This is a genomic window from Chloroherpetonaceae bacterium (assembly GCA_025056565.1).
GTDB lineage: Bacteria > Bacteroidota > Chlorobiia > Chlorobiales > Thermochlorobacteraceae > Thermochlorobacter.
In genome coordinates this window covers 436935-454683 of record JANWWA010000001.1, presented here as the reverse complement: position 1 = coordinate 454683, position 17749 = coordinate 436935, and the positions used below count along the sequence as shown (strand labels likewise).

Here is a 17749-nt window from a genome sequence, read left to right as displayed (position 1 = left end):
ACGCTTGCGTAACACGAGTCTAAAATCCAGCGTGTAACTTTGCGCCCGACAAGTTCCACTTGATTGCAACTGCAACTTCAAACTTACCCTAACGACTTAACTTTGTTTTGCTATGACTCGCATTCTAACGCTACTCGGTCTCATCTTGCTGCATAGTGCGCCGGCTTTTGCACAAGTAACCGTTACACACGGCCCTGTTGTGGGAGCGGTAACATCAAGTTCGGCGCGCATTACCGCACGCCTGAGCGGAGCAGGCACCCTGTCGTTCCAACTAAGCACTAGCCCGAGCTTTGCCACCACTGTGGGCACAGTGCAATCTGCAGCCGTAGATAGCAACCTCTTTGCGACAATTGCGGTTACAGGACTTGCGCCAAATACGGAGTATTTTTATCGCCCTGTTATCAACGGCACGCCAGTTACGGCAGCCAGCGAAATCAGACGCTTCCGCACGGCACCCCGAGATGGGGAAACGACCAGCTTTGCCTTTGCCTTTGGCTCTTGCCAACAAGATGGCGATGCGCCGCCCGGCACTTCCAACATCGGCAATGTATTCCCGCGCATTGCACGCGATAACACCATTCGCTTTATGCTGCATTTGGGCGACTGGGGCTACCCCGATACAACTGACAAAAACCCAAACAATCCACGTGAGAACACCTTCAACCTAAACTTTGCTAATGTGCGAAATGCCTTTTTGGCACGCTACAGCCGCACCTATCAGATGGACTCAGTCTTCCGCGTGATGCCAGTTGCATACATCTGGAGCGACCACGACCATGCGAACAACAACACTGATAGCACCTACAATGGGCCGCAGCATCTTTCACTGCGTGGTTACCGCGCAATGTTCCCACATTATCCGCTGGCTGACTCTAACCGTGGAGTCTGGCAGAGATTCCGCTATGGCAATGCAGAATTTTTCCTGCTCGATACACGCTCAACACGTAGTCCAAACACTAATGCATTCCCGAACATTGCGCAATGGGCAGCAAATCCACTTTCCGTAACCAACCCGAATGGTGTACGGCTGATTTTCAATCCACCAAGCACGCACAAGATTATCAGCGATGACCAGATGACATGGCTTATCAATGGGCTGCGCAACTCAACTGCACACTGGAAGTTTATCGTAACATCAGAGACCTTCAACCCAGCGCATCGGGCAGCTTTAGAACTGGCGCTCTCGCTGCAGGGAGTGCGAGGTATTGACCCATTGAGAATCCCTGATGGCGTCTATACAGCGGCGCAAATTGCAATTGATATTTCTGATGGCTGGTGCGGTTTCCCTGAGAGCATTCGTCAGCTTGTATCGGCAGTAAGTCAAGCCGGAGTGCAGAATGTGATTGTGATAAGTGGCGACTCGCACACGATTGGCACCGATACGGGCGCAAATTCACTCTTCCCCGAATTTATGGCAGGAGGGTTAGACCAGAACAATTCGGAGATTGTAAGTCTCTTTGAGCAATTTGGCATTTTCGTCTGGAACCGAGCGCGCCAGTCTCGCACGCCGGGACTGGGTGCAGTAAGCAACTTCCGTAGCCACTATGGTCGCGTAACAGTGTTTGGTAACGACTCTGTGCGCGTGGATTATTTTGACGACCAAGGAACTTTTCTAGGCAGTTACACGCAACCCAGTGGCAGCCGCGTGGCAACACGCAACATTACCATTACGCCGCAAGGCTTCGACTACGGCAACATAACAGTGGGTCGCGATTCTACAGCGGGCGTCCTGCTCATCAACACGGGCATTGACACCGTAACCGTTTCGCAAGTGCGCAACACACGCACAGTGGGCGCACGTGCCACACCAGCGCCAGTGGCACTCCTGAACGGCACAACACCAACACCGTTCCCTGTTGCGATTCCACCACGCGGGCTAGCGATATTGCCCGTTACATTCCGTCCCTCCACGCAAGGTTTGAACATTGATACGCTGGTCTTTTTCACCAACGACCCAGACAATCTAGGATTAGGTGCAGGCATCATTCCAGCACTCTTTCGTGCAAACGGCCAAGCCGCATCCAGTGTGATTGAGCGTGAGGATACGCAACCGCGAGACTTCAAGCTGGAGCAAAACTACCCGAATCCTTTCAACCCGACGACGACCATCCGCTACTCAATCCCATCAACGCAGCAAGTTACCTTGCGTATCTACGATGCACTCGGTCGCTCTATTATCACGCTAGTGAATGAACGCCAGAGCGCTGGCACTTACACCGTGCGTTTCAATGCAGGCGACCTTGCCAGCGGCGTGTATTTCTATCAGTTGCAAGCAGGCTCATTCTCCGATGCAAAGAAAATGATGCTGGTCAAATAAAGTAAGCTCAGGCAGACCCTTTTCCTCAGAAAAGGGTCTGCAAGAGTTAATTCCCCCGATTGCGTGCAGTAGCGTACAGTGCATTTGCATTTTATCCGACCTTTTGTTTATACTTGAGTATGACTTACCTCGAGCCAACATACTGCATCGCAACTGCTTTGACCTACCGATACTGGCGATGCACAGCTTGGCGTAGCGACGCTTGGCGTAGCTAATCTTCTGGCTCTTTAGCCGCTCGTCTCTCTATCCGATTGTTTTCAATCCATATCCAACATAACTATAACCAAAAGAAAGGAGCATACTCTAATGCTTGTTGTAATGAGCTGCAATGCAACAAAGGAGCAAATTGAAGCAGTGTGCGAAAAAGTTCGTGCAATGGGCTTTACGCCACACCCAATTCCGAGCGATGTGCGCACAGCAATTGGTATTACGGGTAACAAAGGACCAATCAACCGTGAAATTTTTATGAGTATGAGCGGCGTAATTGATGCTGTGCCAATAACCAAGCCATTCAAGCTGGTAAGCCGAGAGGTCAAGCCGCAGAATACGGTCGTGCGCATTGGAGAGGTAACAATCGGTGGTGATGAGTTGCAGCTGATGGCAGGTCCTTGCTCAGTCGAGAGTGAAATGCAAATTTCCGAAGTTGCGGCGCTACTGCAGCAGACAGGTGTAAAGATTATGCGTGGCGGTGCGTTCAAGCCGAGAACTTCGCCGTATTCATTTCAAGGACTGAAGGCACAAGGACTAAAACTGCTAAAAGATGCAGCCGAAAAATATGGCCTGCTGGTGGTAACAGAAGTCAAAGACACTGACAGTTTGCCATTGGTTGCAGAGCATACTGATATTTTGCAAATAGGCGCGCGTAATATGCAGAACTTTTCTTTGCTGGAAGCGGTCGCTAAGTATCCGCACCCCGTTTTACTGAAGCGCGGCATGGCAGCCACAATTGAAGAATTCCTGATGGCAGCTGAGTATATTTACAGCAACGGTAATCCAAATGTGATTCTCTGCGAGCGGGGTATTCGCACATTCGAGACTTACACACGCAACACCTTAGACCTCTCTGCGATTCCTGTTATCAAGGCACTATCGCATTTGCCAATTATTGCAGATCCATCTCATGGCACAGGATTTTGGGAGTATGTGCCTGCAATGGCAAAAGCAGCAGTGGCAGCAGGGGCAGATGGCATTATGGTAGAGGTGCACCCGAACCCAGAATGCGCACTGTCCGACGGACCACAATCGCTAAAGCCAAAACGCTTTGTGCAACTCCTAAGGGAGCTTGTGCCCATTGCAGGTGCTGTAAATCGGAAGTTGCCAATTCTGGTCGAAGAAGAAATGAACTGAGCTGTGAGCAGACCGCGGCTTAACCTGACACTGAGCAAAGGATGATTGAGATTAAGAACTTGAAGAAAGCGTTTCGCAATAAGCGCGTCTTGCAAGGCGTAACGCTGGATATCCAGACAGGGGAGACGATGGTCATCATCGGGCGAAGCGGATGCGGCAAATCTGTGTTGCTGAAACACATTGTTGGGTTGCTAATGCCCGACGACGGTGAGGTGCGCGTAGATGGCAAAGTGATTTCTCAACTCAGCAAAGCGGAGCTTTACAAACTGCGACTACGCTTCGGCTTCTTGTTTCAAGGCGCCGCACTCTTTGATTCAATGACCGTCGGTGAAAATGTGGGGATTGCGCTGCGCGAAAACACTTCTCTCTCGGAGAAAGAGATTCGCAAAATCGTGGCAGAAAAGCTCGAAATGGTGGGCTTACCGAACATCGAGCATTTGAAGCCAGCAGAACTCTCTGGCGGAATGCGCAAGCGTGTGGGCTTGGCGCGGGCGCTGGCAACCAATCCTGAATACATCTTTTACGATGAGCCAACGACAGGCTTAGACCCAATTATGTCGGACTCAATTGACACACTGATTCAAACGCTGGCAAAGACGCTGCGCGTAACATCGGTGGTCGTAACGCACGATATGCAAAGTGTCTATAAGGTGGCAGACCGAGTTGCGATGATGCACGAAGGTAAAATTTACTTTCTCGGCTCGCCGAGCGATTTAGCTGCGACACAAGACCCGATTATTCGCAATTTCGTTGACCGCAACTCCTACCACGACGTTGAAATTGAAGATGAATTAGGACGGCTAAGCAGGCAGCAAAAAGCAAGCTAAGCCAGCCGTAACAATGAAACGCAAGATATGATGTGGTTAATCTTTCAGGGCCTTAGTGAACCTCAGCACGTTCGCCAGACTGGAATTGTTCAGTAAATGCCTCCTTCCAGTCCTTGAAAGTGCCAGCTAAAATATGCTCTCGCGCGGTGCGAGTCAGCCATAGAAAAAATGAAAGATTGTGCAAGGAGCAAAGCTGCAACCCTAAAATTTCGTCAACGTTGAGCAAGTGACGTAGGTAAGCACGAGAAAAATTCTGGCAAACATAGTTCTCAAAGCCTTCATCAAGGGGGCGAAAATCCTCAGCATATTTGGCGGCGCGAAGGTTGAGGGTGCCGTATCGCGTATAGACTCTGCCATTACGTCCTTCACGCGTGGGGACCACGCAGTCAAACATATCCATTCCCCGCTCAATTGCGTTCAGAATGTTAATAGGTGTGCCAACGCCCATTAAGTATCGTGGTTTCTCTTCAGGCAAAAGTGGTTCGGAAATCTCAAGCATTCGATACATTGCGTCCTCTGGCTCACCGACCGCTAAGCCACCCACAGCATAACCTGCAAAATCCATCTCTACTAAGCGTTTGGTGGACTGAGCACGCAAATCTTCAAAAGTGCCACCTTGCGTAATCGCAAAGAGCGCCTGAGAGTAGCCATAGAGCGGTTCTGTCTTTGCAAAGTGTGCCTGCGCACGCGCAGCCCAGCGAATCGTGAGTTCGCTGGAAGCCTTGATGTAAGCTCGATCTGCATTGTATGGAGGACATTCGTCAAGCACCATCATAATGTCGCTGCCAATGCGGCGCTGTGCATCAATCACATTTTCAGGTGTAAAGAAGTGCCGAGAGCCGTCAAGGTGCGACTTAAATGCAACGCCCTCCTCGTAGATTTCACGCAAATCAGAAAGTGAAAAGACTTGATAGCCACCACTGTCTGTCAGAATTGGCTTGTGCCAGCTCATAAAACGATGTAAGCCACCAGCCTTGAAGAGAACATCGGTGGAAGGGCGCAGGTAAAGATGATAAGTGTTGCCAAGAATGATTTGTGCGCCGATTTCCAAAAGCTCACGAGGGGCGACCGCACGCACTGCAGCCCGCGTGCCAACTGGCATAAAAACTGGCGTAAGAATCTCGCCGTGAGCGGTAACCAGCCGGCCTGCGCGAGCAGCAGTATGGGTGTCTTTTTTTTGCAGCTCAAAATGCATACAGAAACCGTTAGCGCAAAAATAGCAGCTTGCAAGTTATGCTTGGGGTAAAAACACGCGGCGACGCAGAATAGCCTCTGCTTCTTGAAGCTGTTCGGGAGTGTTGACCCCGCAAATTTCATCAGGCGACTCTGTAGTCAGAGCGGCTACAGGCAGATCTTCAGCAAGGAAAATGTTAAACACGTCAGGCAAATAGTATTCCTGCTGAGCGTTGTCATTGCGAATGCAGCGAAGTGCCTCAAAGAGCGGTTTTTTCTGAAAAACATAAACCCCAGAGTTGATTTCGCGCACTGCACGTTCCTCTGGCGACGCGTCTTTATGTTCAACCATCTTCACAATGCGAGAGGTGCTATGACTACGAATAATGCGACCGTATCCAGTAGGGTCTTCCACGATTGCTGTAAGCACAGTCGCAACCGCATTTTCTTTGCAGTGATACGCCCAGAGCTTTTGCAGTGTAGCAGCCGTGATGAGAGGGGCATCACCAGAGAGCACCATTACATCGCCGTTGAAGCAACTAAGCAGTGGCTCAGCTTGCATCACAGCATGTCCAGTGCCTAATTGAGGGGATTGTAAGGCATACTCGACCTTGAATGCCGCCGTGGCTTGTTTGACACGCTCTGCTTGATGACCAACAATGAGCACCACCTTCTTCGGTGAAAGCTGCAAAGCTGCGTCTAAGACATAGTCAATCATCGGACGATTCAGAAGAGGGTGCAGCACCTTAGCAAGGTCAGACTTCATTCGTGTGCCTTTTCCGGCTGCCATGACGACAATTGCTAAATCGTGCATCAGAGTTGGCAGGATTCAATTAAGTGTTGTTGTGCTAAGATGCATCGCAGAGTGAGGCAGCATTAGGTACATCGGCAGCATAGCGGTGAGTGATCACGTTTTGTTTGCTAACCAGCACAATTACGGGGCGGTGCAGGCGTGCTTCCTCAGGAGTCATATCGGCATATGTCATAATGATAATTTCATCGCCTACTGCAGCAAGACGAGCGCAAGCACCATTGAGCTGCACCACGCCAGAGCCACGCTTGCCCGGAATAATGTAGGTCTCAAACCGTGCACCGTTGTGGTTATTGACGACCTGCACTTTCTCGTATGGCAGCATCTGCGCAGCCTCAACAAGGTCCATATCAATCGTAATGCTGCCTTCGTAGTGAAGGTCGGCATGCGTAACCGTTGCACGGTGAATCTTTGATTTGAGCAAAAATACTCTCATTGCCAAAGCAGTTGGAGTCGTTGTAGCACGCAAAGTTAAAAAGCTTTGACAAAGAAACAACGTTACAGAGAGTAAGCGAGGCGAGCGTTATCGCTCGCGCGCATATGCGACCGCACGTGTCTCTCGCACCACCGTAACCTTGATTTGTCCGGGATACTGCACGGAGGTCATAATCTTGTGTGCAATATCGTGTGCGAGCGCATCTGCTTGCTGGTCGCTAATGCGTTCACCGTCGACAATAACGCGGATTTCACGACCTGCCTGCAAGGCGTAACTTCTTGCCACACCTTGGAAAGAGCGGGCAATTTCTTCCAAGCTCTCCAAACGCTTGATATAGCCTTCTGGGGTAATTGCACCGCGTGAGCCGGGACGAGAGCCAGACATCACATTTGCAATATCGACCAACTCGGCAATAGGATGCTCTTTGGGAACATCACCGTGATGCGCCGCTACGGCATTGACTACAATAGGCGGTTCTTTATACTTTTTCAAAAATTCAGCGCCAGCTAAGCCGTGCGGCTGTTCCTGCGACTCCAACACTTTGCCAATATCGTGCAAAAGCCCAGCTCGCTTAGCCAGTTTCGTATCTAATTTGAGTTCGGCAGCCATATAACCTGCGAGCATAGCAACCTCGAGTGAATGCTTGAGCAAGTTTTGCCCATAGTTGGTGCGGAACTTCATCTTGCCAATGAGCTTGACAATATCAGGGTGAAAGTTAGGGATGCCAAGCTGCACTACAGCGTCTTCACCTGCGCTCATAATAAGTTCATCAAGCTCTTTCTGAGCCGCTTGGTAGGCTTTTTCAATCGTGCCTGGGTGAATGATCCCATCGGCTAAAAGGCGCTGCAAGGTCATCTTGGCAAGCTCTCTGCGAATCGGGTCAAAGCAGGAAATGATGACCACCTCAGGCGTATCATCAACGATAATTTCAGCGCCTGTAACATTTTCAAAGGCTTTGATATTGCGCCCTTCACGACCGATGATGCGACCCTTTAGCTCATCGCTTTGCAGGTGCACAGCAGTAACCGTGTTTTCAATCGCTAAATTCGGTGCCGTGCGCTCAATAGCGGACATAATGACTTTTTCAGAAATTTTCTCAGCATTGGCTGCCGTCTCGTCGTGTATGGCTTTCAGTGTCTCTGCCGCTTCTTCTTTGGCTTTTGCGATAAGATTTTCAATCAGCATTGCTTTGGCATCTTCTGCATTCAAACCACTGATGTTTTCCAAGCGCTGATTTTGTTCGGAAATGAGATGTTGCAGTTCAGCGGTACGCTGCTCAACAAACTGCATCTTTTGCTGCAGCTCTCGCTGGAGTTCCTCGAGGGCTTTTTCGCGCTTTTGAAGCTGTTCAGCACGGCGGTTGAGCGCTTCTTCCTTTGCCTTCGCTTGCTTTTGTGCTTGGGCAAACTTGTTGTTCTTGATATTGACTTCCTGCTCAAACTCACGCTTTTTGCGTCGCCACTCTTCGTTGACCTCTTCCATCTTTGCGTCTTTGAGAGCCTGCGCTTCGCGCTGCGCTTCTTGAATGATTTGAGCAGCGCGTTCCTCTGCTTCTAAGACTTTGGTCGTGCCAACTCTATCCAAAATGTAGCGGCTGATAAAAAAGCCGATGATGAAGGAAACCAATGACGAGACAATAACTGCCACAAAGTTGATCGAGATATTCAAAACACTTTCCATAGCTAAAATGGTCTCCGTGTTGTTACAAGTATTAGAAATACGGTAAAAACAATTGACGAAATAAAAAATCCGCACGTCGTCCTCGGGCTGTGTTCGGTCCAAAGAATCCAGACCATCAAGATGGGTGCGTCCTCAACGTCTCGTGCTTCCACTGCGCCCAACAATCAACCCAGCGATTGTTGAGACAACTCAGAGCTGAGTCTGAGTGAGGCCTGCATTCAACGCCGAGAGAACAGCTCCCTGTTGTATTAGCAACGATTCTTTGTGTTCAAATGCACAGCCCTAAGTACTGGTGCGGATTAAAACCCATGTTCAGATAAGCACTTAGGTCAGAGCGACTTGGTAAAGAACAGAACAGCAAATTGGTTATTTAGAATAAAGATTTTTACCAGTATAATGTTGCGAAATTTGATGGGTAAGTTGTGTAATTTTACTGGTAAGATGGTTTAATCGCTGTTCAAGCTCAAGGGCTTTTTCTGCAAAATTGACAGCTGTTAAAATTGCAAGTTTTGTGGTACCTAAATCTATGCCTTTGCGGCGGTATTCATGCATCTGAGCATCAACTTGCTGAGCAGCTGATTCCGTAAGAAAGCGATTTTCCACCAGCAGCGGATACTCTTCTCCAAATATGCGCACTTTGATGGGTTCCATTGCAGAAAATGAAGCTATGAGCTTGGTGTGCCTGACGCATCTAAGCGATGTAATTCAAGCGTAATCCTTTCCAGAAGGTGCGTAAGGCGTTCCTTGAAATAAAGTCGCTCTGAGGCCGTGAGAACCACGACTGGCTCATCTGGTGTAGTGGGCGGTTGCGCAGTGTCCGAAGAAACAGGCGCAAGTGAAGCATGCTGCTGCAAAAGCTGATTAGCAAGGTGTGTTTGCTCTTCCAGCTGTCGCAACAAAGCTTCCTTCTCACGCCGCAGAGCTAAGTTTTCTGACACAAGGTGTTCTACATACCGTTCCAATTCTTCCAGTGCTGCTTCGGGCGTCAGATGCTTCTCTTGTTTATCCATCTCTGTTCAAGTAGTCGCCAAAACTCCTCAATGTGGTCAGAGAAACTGCAGTTGCAAAGAGCTGTCCGAACTGGCAAAGCTCTGTTTTCAACTGCTTTGCCCTGCGCAACGGTTAGGACTGGCGCAGTTCCGCACCGTACTTGGATTGAACTTGCTCGATAACTTTCGTCAGCAACGCAGAAATTTCAGACTCTGTGAAAGTATGCGTATGACTGACGAATTTTAGCGAGAAGGCAACGCTGCGTCGTGGCTTGCTTTCTGCATTGTGACCATTCACAGGCGGTTCATAAACATCAAATACCTCTACCTGTTCAATAAGGTTACTGACCTTGCGCATATCCGCAATCATTTCAGCGGACGCCACTGAGAAGGGCACGTAGAAAGCAAGGTCACGAACAACCGCAGGAAACCTTGCAGGCGCAACATACTGGTACTGCTCATCAGCAAATGCACGAAGCACATCTAAATTCAACTCTGCCAAATACACAGGCTGCTCAATGCCATACTGGCTAAGATGAACAGCTGGCACAATCTGCAACAGACCTGCATAGATGCCCGCAGTCGGCGCATTGCCACCTGCAACAATTTCTAAGCGCAGGCTGTCACGAGTATAAGGAATAAACTTTGATTTTTCAAGTAAATGCATTCGTCGGAGAATTTCTTCAACAGCACCCTTTAAGTCAAAGAAATCCGACATCGCATTAGGATGAGCCCAACTGCGCGGGGCACGCCGACCTGTGAGTGCCAATCCGAGCATTTCTTGTTCTCTGTAGCCCTTCACCGCTGTAGGTTCTTCAGGGGAGGCAAGCTCGAAGATGCGTGCAATTTCAAAGATGCGCATATCGAAGTTGCTGAGGTTCTGATTGTGCGCAATGACCCTGAGCAGCGAAGGCACAAGGCTCGGTCGCAGCGCTTCCATTTCCTCCGAAATAGGATTGAGTGTGCGAATGACGCGTGCTGAAAAAAGCTCTGCCTCTGAGAGTTTGAGAAGTGGGTTAGTTAAGACTTCCTTGAAGCCCATTCCAATAACCATCTCACGCAAGCGGTCGTTGAAGTGTTCTTTGGAGGGACGCATAGCAGGATATGCTGCGTTCATCTTTTCTGCGGGCGCAATCTGGTCATAGCCATATATGCGGGCAATTTCCTCAATTAAGTCAACTTCTTCGGCAATATCTACGCGCCAGCTGGGCACGGAGAAAGTAATTTGCTCAGGCGATTGAGTCCGTCTCTCAAAGCCTAAACCGACTAAAATGGAAATCATTTGTGAGGGCTCAAGGGCAGTGCCTAGGAACGCATTAACGCGACTTGGGTTAAGCGAAACCGACCGGCGCACTGGTTCTGCAGCCATAGCTTCAGTAGTCTCTACAACCTGCCCACCTGCTAGCTCCAAAATCATTGATGTAGCCAGTGCAGCAGCACTGCGCACCTGTCCCCAGTCGACGCCTCGCTCAAAGCGATAGGAAGCATCAGTTGAAAGCCCCAACTTTTTTGCCGCTCTGCGAATGAACTTGGGATGAAAGTATGCGGACTCCAAGAGAACATTGGTGGTAGTGTCAGAAATTTCTGAGTGTAAGCCGCCCATAATCCCGCCAATTGCAACAGGCTGCACGGCGTCGCAGATCATAATCATTCCGGGTTCAATCTGGCGCACTTTGCCATCAAGCGTGAGAAATTCACCAGAGATGTCGGTGCGCACGCGAATGCGTTGCTCAGTGAGCTTATCCAAGTCGAAGGCATGAAGTGGCTGACCGATAGAGTGCAACACATAGTTAGTAACATCTACCACGTTGTTGATTGGTCGCAGACCGATAGTGCGCAATCGACGCTGCAGCCAGTCGGGGGAGGGCGTAATTTTGACGCCTTTAATAATCACGGCGGCATAGTGGGGACACGCAACCGGATCTTCAAGGCGCACTCGCGAATTAGACTTTATAAATGGCAGAGCGCGATAATGTGGCATGGCCACGCCAGTAACGCCTACAAGCTCTCGCGCTACGCCAAGATGCGAAAGCACATCAGGGCGGTTAGGCGTAATCGAGATGTCAAAGACAGTGTCATGTTCAACATACTGCTCGAAGGGCGTGCCTAATGCAAAGGGAGCATCACCTTCCGCCAAAACCATAATGCCATCGTGGTTATCAGACAGTCCTAATTCATCTTCGGCGCAAATCATACCCATCGACTCAATCCCGCGAATCTTGGACTTTTTGATGGTAAGTGTTTCACCGCTTTTCGTATTCAGCACTGCGCCAACCAGTGCCACAGGCACATATTGTCCTACTGCCACATTCGGCGCACCACAAACGATTTGCAGCGGTGCGGCTTGTCCAACATCAACTTTGCAGACCGTTAGTCTATCTGCATTAGGATGCTTTTCGCATGAGAGCACTTTGCCAACGACAACATTTTGGAAGCGACCGCCTATCTGCTCAATACCCTCAACTTCAATGCCTAATGAAGTGAGCTTTGCAGCAATTTCATCAGCAGATAAAGTCAGTGAAGGCGCAAAGGTTTTGAGCCAGCTAAGTGAAATTTTCATAGCTTATGAAGTATGTGAAAACATAAAGATAACAACTTCGTGGCGAGATTGTGCATTCAAACATCACGTGTCCCGAGAATGATGCTTGTATCTCTTCCTTCTAACTTGGCAGCGTAGCTGGAACTGCGTGTGGGAAAAATGAGATGGACAACAGTTATACGCCTTGCTAAAAGTTACTCGCTGCATCGTGTTGGCAAGTGCACAGTGTGTGGCAAGCGCTCGCTGTTTTTAGCAGGTAACCTACCAGATAGATCACAAATGCGTGAAAGTCTGCTCTGTGTGTGGTGCCGCAGTTCATCGCGCAAGCGCCATGTCGCATTAGGGCTTATGCAGCATTTTGGACTGCCGCTTACCTCATTGGCTGAAAATCGTGGGGCGCTCATGCAGCGAAAACTTTACAGTGCCTCGGCAAACGAACCAATTTACAGGGCAATTGGAGAAGGAAACCCAAACTACATTGCATCAGAATTTTTCCCCGATGTGCCTGCAGGTAAGCAAAAGGGGGGAGTGCTTTGCCAAAACTTAGAATGCCTAACCTTTCCCAACAGCGCTTTTGATGCAGTGATTACGGAAGATGTCTTGGAGCATGTGCGCAACTGGCATCAAGCAGTGCGGGAAATTGCGCGCGTCTTGAAACCCGCTGGCGTGCATATCTTTACCGTGCCACTGTGTCTTGACCGCCCAACTGTAGAGCGAGTTCGATTCAGCGGTGAAGCAGTAGAATATCTTCTGCCACCTGAATATCATGGCGATCCGCTACGCGGAGAAATTTTAGCCTATCGTAACTTTGGTATAGATCTGCTCGAGCATCTACGCAGCGTAGGCTTTGAAACAAAGTTATTGCTTTCTAGCTACCACGATATGCTTCGTTTTGGAATTGCCGATAGCATTGTGCTCATTAGCAAAAAGCTGGGAGAGCCAGCATGCGAGTCTGGGTGAATGTTCGACAATTAGCAAGAGACAGGTAGGCTCTGCAAAGGTTTGCTTTGCAGCTCTGAAATGACTTAATTGCGCCAATTTTCTCTGAGAAGGAAAGTGTATAAAGTCGCTTAGACCTGTGCCAAAGACCTCACTCTCCGCCAAAAGCTCATCAAAGTCCCGTGCGGTGGCGGCGCCAGCTATGCCGCTGCGAAAAACACTGCTTCAGGCGCTGCGTGCTGAAGCAGTCAGGTTGCCTGTGCTATCGGGTGCAATGCTGGGCTTTGCCTTTCCAACCTATCCCTTTATTCATCTTGAACCGCTGGCGTGGATTGGCTTTGTGCCACTGCTCTTACAACTCAAAAAATCAGATTCGTTTAGGGCATTTTACCGCACAGCCTATTTGGGAATGTTTGTGTTTGTGCTTTGCTCAGTGTGGTGGGTTGCGCTCTCTACTGCAGTTGGCGGTGCATTGATGTATGTGGCGCAGAGCTTTTTCCTTACTGTGCCGTTAGTTGTGTTTTACTTCATCTGGAAGCGCACCAGCTGGCACATTGCGCTAATCGCCTTGCCGTTTATTTGGACAGCGTGGGAATGGATTTACCTCGATATGGAAATTTCTTTCGGCTGGATGACGCTGGGCAATTCGCAGTCTTATCTCTTCTGGCTCATTCAGTATGCAGATCTGTTCGGAGTGTGGGCGATTTCGTTTTGGATTATACTGTTTAATGTGTGTATGCTGGTGTGGTATGAACGCTATCAGCAGCATCGGATGCGCTGGAAATGGCTGGCAGAAAGCGGCATGGTTGCACTGCTCCTGCTCCTGCCGCCACTTGCTTATTCACTGTGGGTGCTCAATGCGCCATTGCCCACCACAGATAAAACAGCAAAAGTGGCCATCATTCAGCCAAATATTGACCCGTTTGTGAAGTGGGAACGGCATCAAGAAGCCTTTGTGATGCAAAAGCACTACGACCTCACAGACCGTGCTTTGCGCAAGGAAGCCGTAGATATGATTCTCTATCCAGAGACAACTATTCCATTTTACATCTTAGAGCCATACAATCAATTTCACCGAGAAACACTTTGGGCGAAGGTGCAAGAGTGGCAGACGCCTTTGCTGACTGGTTTCCCCGATGTAGTGCGTTACAGCGATAGCACGCAACGACAAGCTACAGCGCGCTTTGACCGTTACACAGGCAAATACTACGATTCATTCAATTCTTCAATGCTCATCACGCTTGACTCAGATATGCCACAAATCTACCACAAGATGAAACTGGTGCCGTTTGCGGAGCGTGTGCCTTATTTGGACTACTTGCCGCTGCTATCCACCATTACAATCGGGGTGGCAGGCATCAGCAGTTGGGGCAAAGGCAACGAAATAAAACTCTTGCAGTTCAAAACCAAAAGCGGAGACAGCCTAAAGGTCTGCGGGCTAATTTGCTATGAGTCAATTTATCCGGGGTTCGTGGCAGAGTTTGTGCGCAAGGGTGCGGACTTTCTGACGATTATCACCAACGATGGGTGGTTTGGCAAGTCATATGGACCGTATCAGCACGCAGCGTTTGCACGCTTGCGCTGCATTGAGACACGCCGAGCCATGGCGCGCTGTGCCAATACAGGTGTGTCACTGTTCATTGACCGCTATGGACGCGGATATGGTGAAATTCCTTGGTGGAAGGAAGCTTTTACGATTGCTGCACTGGAGATTGGCACGGGTGAAACGTTCTACGTGCGCCACATTGATGCGTTTGCCAAGTTCTGTGTGCTGATTAGCGGGCTTTGTATTGCTGCAGCCTTGCTTTACCAACTGGTGGAGCAACCTGTGCTGCGCCGCACATAACTTTTGCTCTCTCTCAGCGTTGAAAGCATTGAGGTGGTGCAGAAGGGTAGAGGAAAAAGAGGAAGCAGTGAAAAATCAGGGCAAGCACAAGTTCGCTCGCACTAGTCTTCTCCATCAGCACGATAAAATAACCAAAGTGCCGTTTAACCAAACAACTATATGATACGCTACCAGACTTGCTACTTTGCTTCAACGGTTCTGCTGCTAACAGCGATGTGCGCACTGCTTTTTGCGCAAGAATCGGCTGAAACGTTCACATACCGCAAAGTGCCGAACAACACATTTCGCACAGGGGAGCGGCTACGCTATCACTTGAAGTATGGAATTGTAAAAGCAGCCAACACAGAAATTGCAGTCGTCAAAGATACCATCATACGCGGTGAGCCATGCCACCATGTCGTGTTTACAGCTAACACCATTCCCGTGTTTGACAACTTCTTCAAAGTCGACGACCGCTATGAGACCTTCATTCACAGAGATGCGCTTTGCCCACTTTACTTCAAGCAACGACTCCGTGAGGGCAAGTTTTCAAGAGACGATGAGATTGAATTTTTCCATAGCAGCGGTCGCGCACGCTCCCTGATTTACAACAAGGAATTCACCATCAGCCCATATGCACAGGACATCGTATCGGCATATTTCTATGTGCGCACGCTAAATCTTAAAGAATTTAGGAACGGACAGAGCATTTTTCTAAGACAAGTCAGCGATGACAAGGAGTATCCGCTCGAGGTAAAGGTGCGCTACCGCGATGTGATTGAGACAGAAATTGGCACATTTAACACGGTTGTGGTTGAGCCGCTGGTGCAGGGAGCAGGTCTCTTTAAGAGTGAAGGGCGCATTCTCATCTGGATGACGGACGACGACAACAAAATTCCAGTCAAAATTTCCATCAAGGTGCCAGTGGGAGCGATTACCGCTGAAATCGCATCAATGGAGGGCGTGCTCAACCCGCTAACAGCAAAGCGTGACTATTAGCCGCATCGGCTCCCTGAAAAAAGTGGTAAAATAAGCGACTTGCATACTGTCCGTTATTTTGGCGTAACTTTGCCCAATTCCTTTGCGACGCGCAATGCCAAAAAAACTCTCACTTGCAGAACAGCGGCGGCGTGCAATGCGCATCAAACTGGTCTTAACAGACAGCGACGGTGTGCTGACTGATACGGGCGTCTATTACTCTGAGCGAGGGGAAGAGCTAAAGCGCTTTTCCATCAGAGACGGAATGGGCGTAGAACGACTGCGCAAGCTGGCACGGATTGAAACCGCTATCATCACAGGTGAGAATTCTGGAAGTGTGCGCAAGCGTGCAGAAAAGCTACGAATGCCGTTTCTCTACTTAGGCGTCAAAGATAAGCGTGCACATTTAGAAGTTATTCTGCGTGAAACTTCTCTTTCGCTGGAAAATCTGGCTTACATTGGCGACGATATGAATGACTTGGATATTCTGCAAACAATTGGTGAAGTAAGTCTCACGGCTGCACCCAGTGATGCAATGCCAGCAATTCAAGCGGTTGCACACTATATCTGCAAAGCACGTGGCGGCTACGGAGCATTTCGTGATTTCGCAGAGCATATTTTGCAGTTGCGAGGTATCACGTCGTAAGGGAAACGTTCAAAGCTCCAAATAGCGCAAAAATTCCTGCGCTCTAAGTGCAGCATCGTCCAAAATGCTTTCGCCAGCGTGGGAGTTATAGGTAATGAGATACCCATAGCGCTCAAGTGTGCGCTGCAGGCGATATGCATCAGGGGTATAGAGATGAAAGAGGAGAAATTGGCGGTCGGTGCTGTCAGGTACAGGGCGAGTACCAACCGTAAAAAGCCGCGTCTCATTTTGCTCTAAGAGCCGAATCACTTCTGAGAGGCGAATGGAGGCAGGGGTTTCAAGTTCTATTAAAATTCCATCGGTTTGAAGCGAAAAGAGCTCGAGAAGTTGCTGCTCGGCATCACGGCGCAAAATAGCACCCAGATATGTCGCGTCCGCTTCTACAACGGGAAGCAGCGAAAGCGAAGTGCGGCGAAATTGCTTAATTGCGTCTAAGCAGTGTGCATCGTGCCGAAGCGATGGAGGGTCTGCAAACTTGACTGAGCCAAGGGTTTGAGAGGGAGTTTCTTCTGCGGCTTTGATGAGTGCGGCATCATCAGCATGCAGCATCCCAATGAGCTTGCGATGCCGAAGCACAGGCAAGGCACCGAGCTGACTGGAACGGACAATCTGCAGCGCATCTGAAAGAGTATCCGTTGATTTCAAAGTCCGAATATCGGTGCGATACTGAAGTTGGCTCATAGTTGCATTGAGTTTGGTTGTTCGATACTTCCAAAGAACACTATGTAGAGTTTTAGTTAGTTAGACGATTTTTGCGCCCTAACCGTTTCGGATTATGAGGCTTGGTTGTGATAGGGCGCAAGACAAGTGGCATCAAGCTCAATTTTGGAAACGCGCTGGGCATGCCGACCGCCTTCAAACGATGCTGCAAACCAATTTTCAAGGCATTGGAGCATGTCTGCATCGCTCATAAAGCGCGCAGGTAGGCACATAATGTTTGCATCGTTGTGTGCGCGGGCCAGACGTGCAATTTCAGGGTTAAACACTAATGCGGCGCGAATACCCTTCACCTTGTTAGCGACTATAGAAACACCCACACCGCTCCCACAAAGCAAAATCCCTTGTTCAAATTTCCCTTGAGCGACTGCGTTAGCCACAGCACGTGCATAGTCGGGATAATCTACAGAATCGGCTGAGTAAGTGCCGAAGTCGAAGTATGTGTATTGCTTTTCGCCTAACCACGCCAGTATGCGTTGTTTCTTTTCAAACCCCGCATGGTCGCTACCGACTGCAATGTTCATT

Annotated in this window: 16 protein-coding genes; 7 read left to right on the top strand and 9 right to left on the bottom strand. The window is 49.3% G+C overall.

The annotated features are described in order from the left end of the window. Positions 1-112 precede the first annotated feature (112 nt). The 3 genes from NZM05_01980 to NZM05_01970 all read left to right on the top strand — a co-directional run bounded on the left by NZM05_01980 (position 113) and on the right by NZM05_01970 (position 4491). Positions 113-2317, top strand: coding sequence for an alkaline phosphatase D family protein (locus tag NZM05_01980; GenBank protein MCS7012390.1), 2205 nt, complete (start codon positions 113-115; stop codon positions 2315-2317). A 318-nt stretch (positions 2318-2635) separates the two neighbouring features. Next, entirely contained in the window at positions 2636-3664 is a 1029-nt protein-coding gene (gene aroF, locus NZM05_01975) for a 3-deoxy-7-phosphoheptulonate synthase (GenBank protein ID MCS7012389.1), read from the top strand. Positions 3665-3705: 41 nt separating this feature from the next. Continuing rightward, entirely contained in the window at positions 3706-4491 is a 786-nt protein-coding gene (locus NZM05_01970; protein MCS7012388.1) for an ABC transporter ATP-binding protein, read from the top strand. 52 nt (positions 4492-4543) lie between these two features. On the opposite strand, the gene tgt is transcribed toward NZM05_01970, so the two are convergent. The 7 genes from tgt to pheT all read right to left on the bottom strand — a co-directional run bounded on the left by tgt (position 4544) and on the right by pheT (position 12140). Further along, a complete protein-coding gene (gene tgt, locus NZM05_01965; protein ID MCS7012387.1) occupies positions 4544-5686 on the bottom strand; it encodes a tRNA guanosine(34) transglycosylase Tgt in 1143 nt (380 codons plus the stop codon). A 36-nt stretch (positions 5687-5722) separates the two neighbouring features. Continuing rightward, on the bottom strand, positions 5723-6478 hold the full coding sequence (locus tag NZM05_01960) for a sugar phosphate nucleotidyltransferase (GenBank protein ID MCS7012386.1): 756 nt from the start codon (positions 6476-6478) through the stop codon (positions 5723-5725). A 34-nt stretch (positions 6479-6512) separates the two neighbouring features. Continuing rightward, complete coding sequence (locus NZM05_01955) at positions 6513-6911, bottom strand: aspartate 1-decarboxylase (GenBank protein MCS7012385.1); 399 nt, start codon at positions 6909-6911, stop codon at positions 6513-6515. Positions 6912-6998: 87 nt separating this feature from the next. Then, a complete protein-coding gene (gene rny, locus NZM05_01950; protein ID MCS7012384.1) occupies positions 6999-8591 on the bottom strand; it encodes a ribonuclease Y in 1593 nt (530 codons plus the stop codon). A gap of 366 nt (positions 8592-8957) precedes the next feature. Beyond that, positions 8958-9242, bottom strand: a complete 285-nt coding sequence (locus NZM05_01945) for a cell division protein ZapA (protein MCS7012383.1) — start codon at positions 9240-9242, stop codon at positions 8958-8960. A gap of 14 nt (positions 9243-9256) precedes the next feature. After that, positions 9257-9601, bottom strand: coding sequence for a hypothetical protein (locus NZM05_01940; GenBank protein ID MCS7012382.1), 345 nt, complete (start codon positions 9599-9601; stop codon positions 9257-9259). A 112-nt stretch (positions 9602-9713) separates the two neighbouring features. Beyond that, the gene (gene pheT, locus NZM05_01935) at positions 9714-12140 is read right to left on the bottom strand and encodes a phenylalanine--tRNA ligase subunit beta (protein MCS7012381.1); all 2427 of its coding nucleotides are present in this window, start codon (positions 12138-12140) and stop codon (positions 9714-9716) included. Between the two features lie 138 nt (positions 12141-12278). On the opposite strand from pheT, the gene NZM05_01930 reads away from it, so the two are divergent. From NZM05_01930 to NZM05_01915, 4 genes are all read left to right on the top strand, one after another. Continuing rightward, the gene (locus tag NZM05_01930) at positions 12279-13079 is read left to right on the top strand and encodes a class I SAM-dependent methyltransferase (GenBank protein ID MCS7012380.1); all 801 of its coding nucleotides are present in this window, start codon (positions 12279-12281) and stop codon (positions 13077-13079) included. A gap of 181 nt (positions 13080-13260) precedes the next feature. After that, positions 13261-14904 (top strand): apolipoprotein N-acyltransferase, encoded by a 1644-nt coding sequence (lnt, locus tag NZM05_01925; protein MCS7012379.1) that lies wholly within the window; start codon positions 13261-13263, stop codon positions 14902-14904. 159 nt (positions 14905-15063) lie between these two features. Continuing rightward, on the top strand, positions 15064-15882 hold the full coding sequence (locus NZM05_01920; protein ID MCS7012378.1) for a DUF3108 domain-containing protein: 819 nt from the start codon (positions 15064-15066) through the stop codon (positions 15880-15882). A gap of 94 nt (positions 15883-15976) precedes the next feature. Then, on the top strand, positions 15977-16507 hold the full coding sequence (locus NZM05_01915; protein MCS7012377.1) for an HAD-IIIA family hydrolase: 531 nt from the start codon (positions 15977-15979) through the stop codon (positions 16505-16507). 9 nt (positions 16508-16516) lie between these two features. Here NZM05_01915 and NZM05_01910 read toward each other — a convergent pair whose 3' ends face one another. Together NZM05_01910 and rpiB are read right to left on the bottom strand one after the other, a co-directional pair. Beyond that, positions 16517-17188: a CBS domain-containing protein gene (locus tag NZM05_01910; protein ID MCS7012376.1), complete on the bottom strand. Its 672-nt coding sequence runs from the start codon at positions 17186-17188 to the stop codon at positions 16517-16519. A gap of 92 nt (positions 17189-17280) precedes the next feature. After that, a complete protein-coding gene (gene rpiB / locus NZM05_01905) occupies positions 17281-17748 on the bottom strand; it encodes a ribose 5-phosphate isomerase B (GenBank protein ID MCS7012375.1) in 468 nt (155 codons plus the stop codon). Between the last annotated feature and the right edge of the window lies 1 nt (position 17749).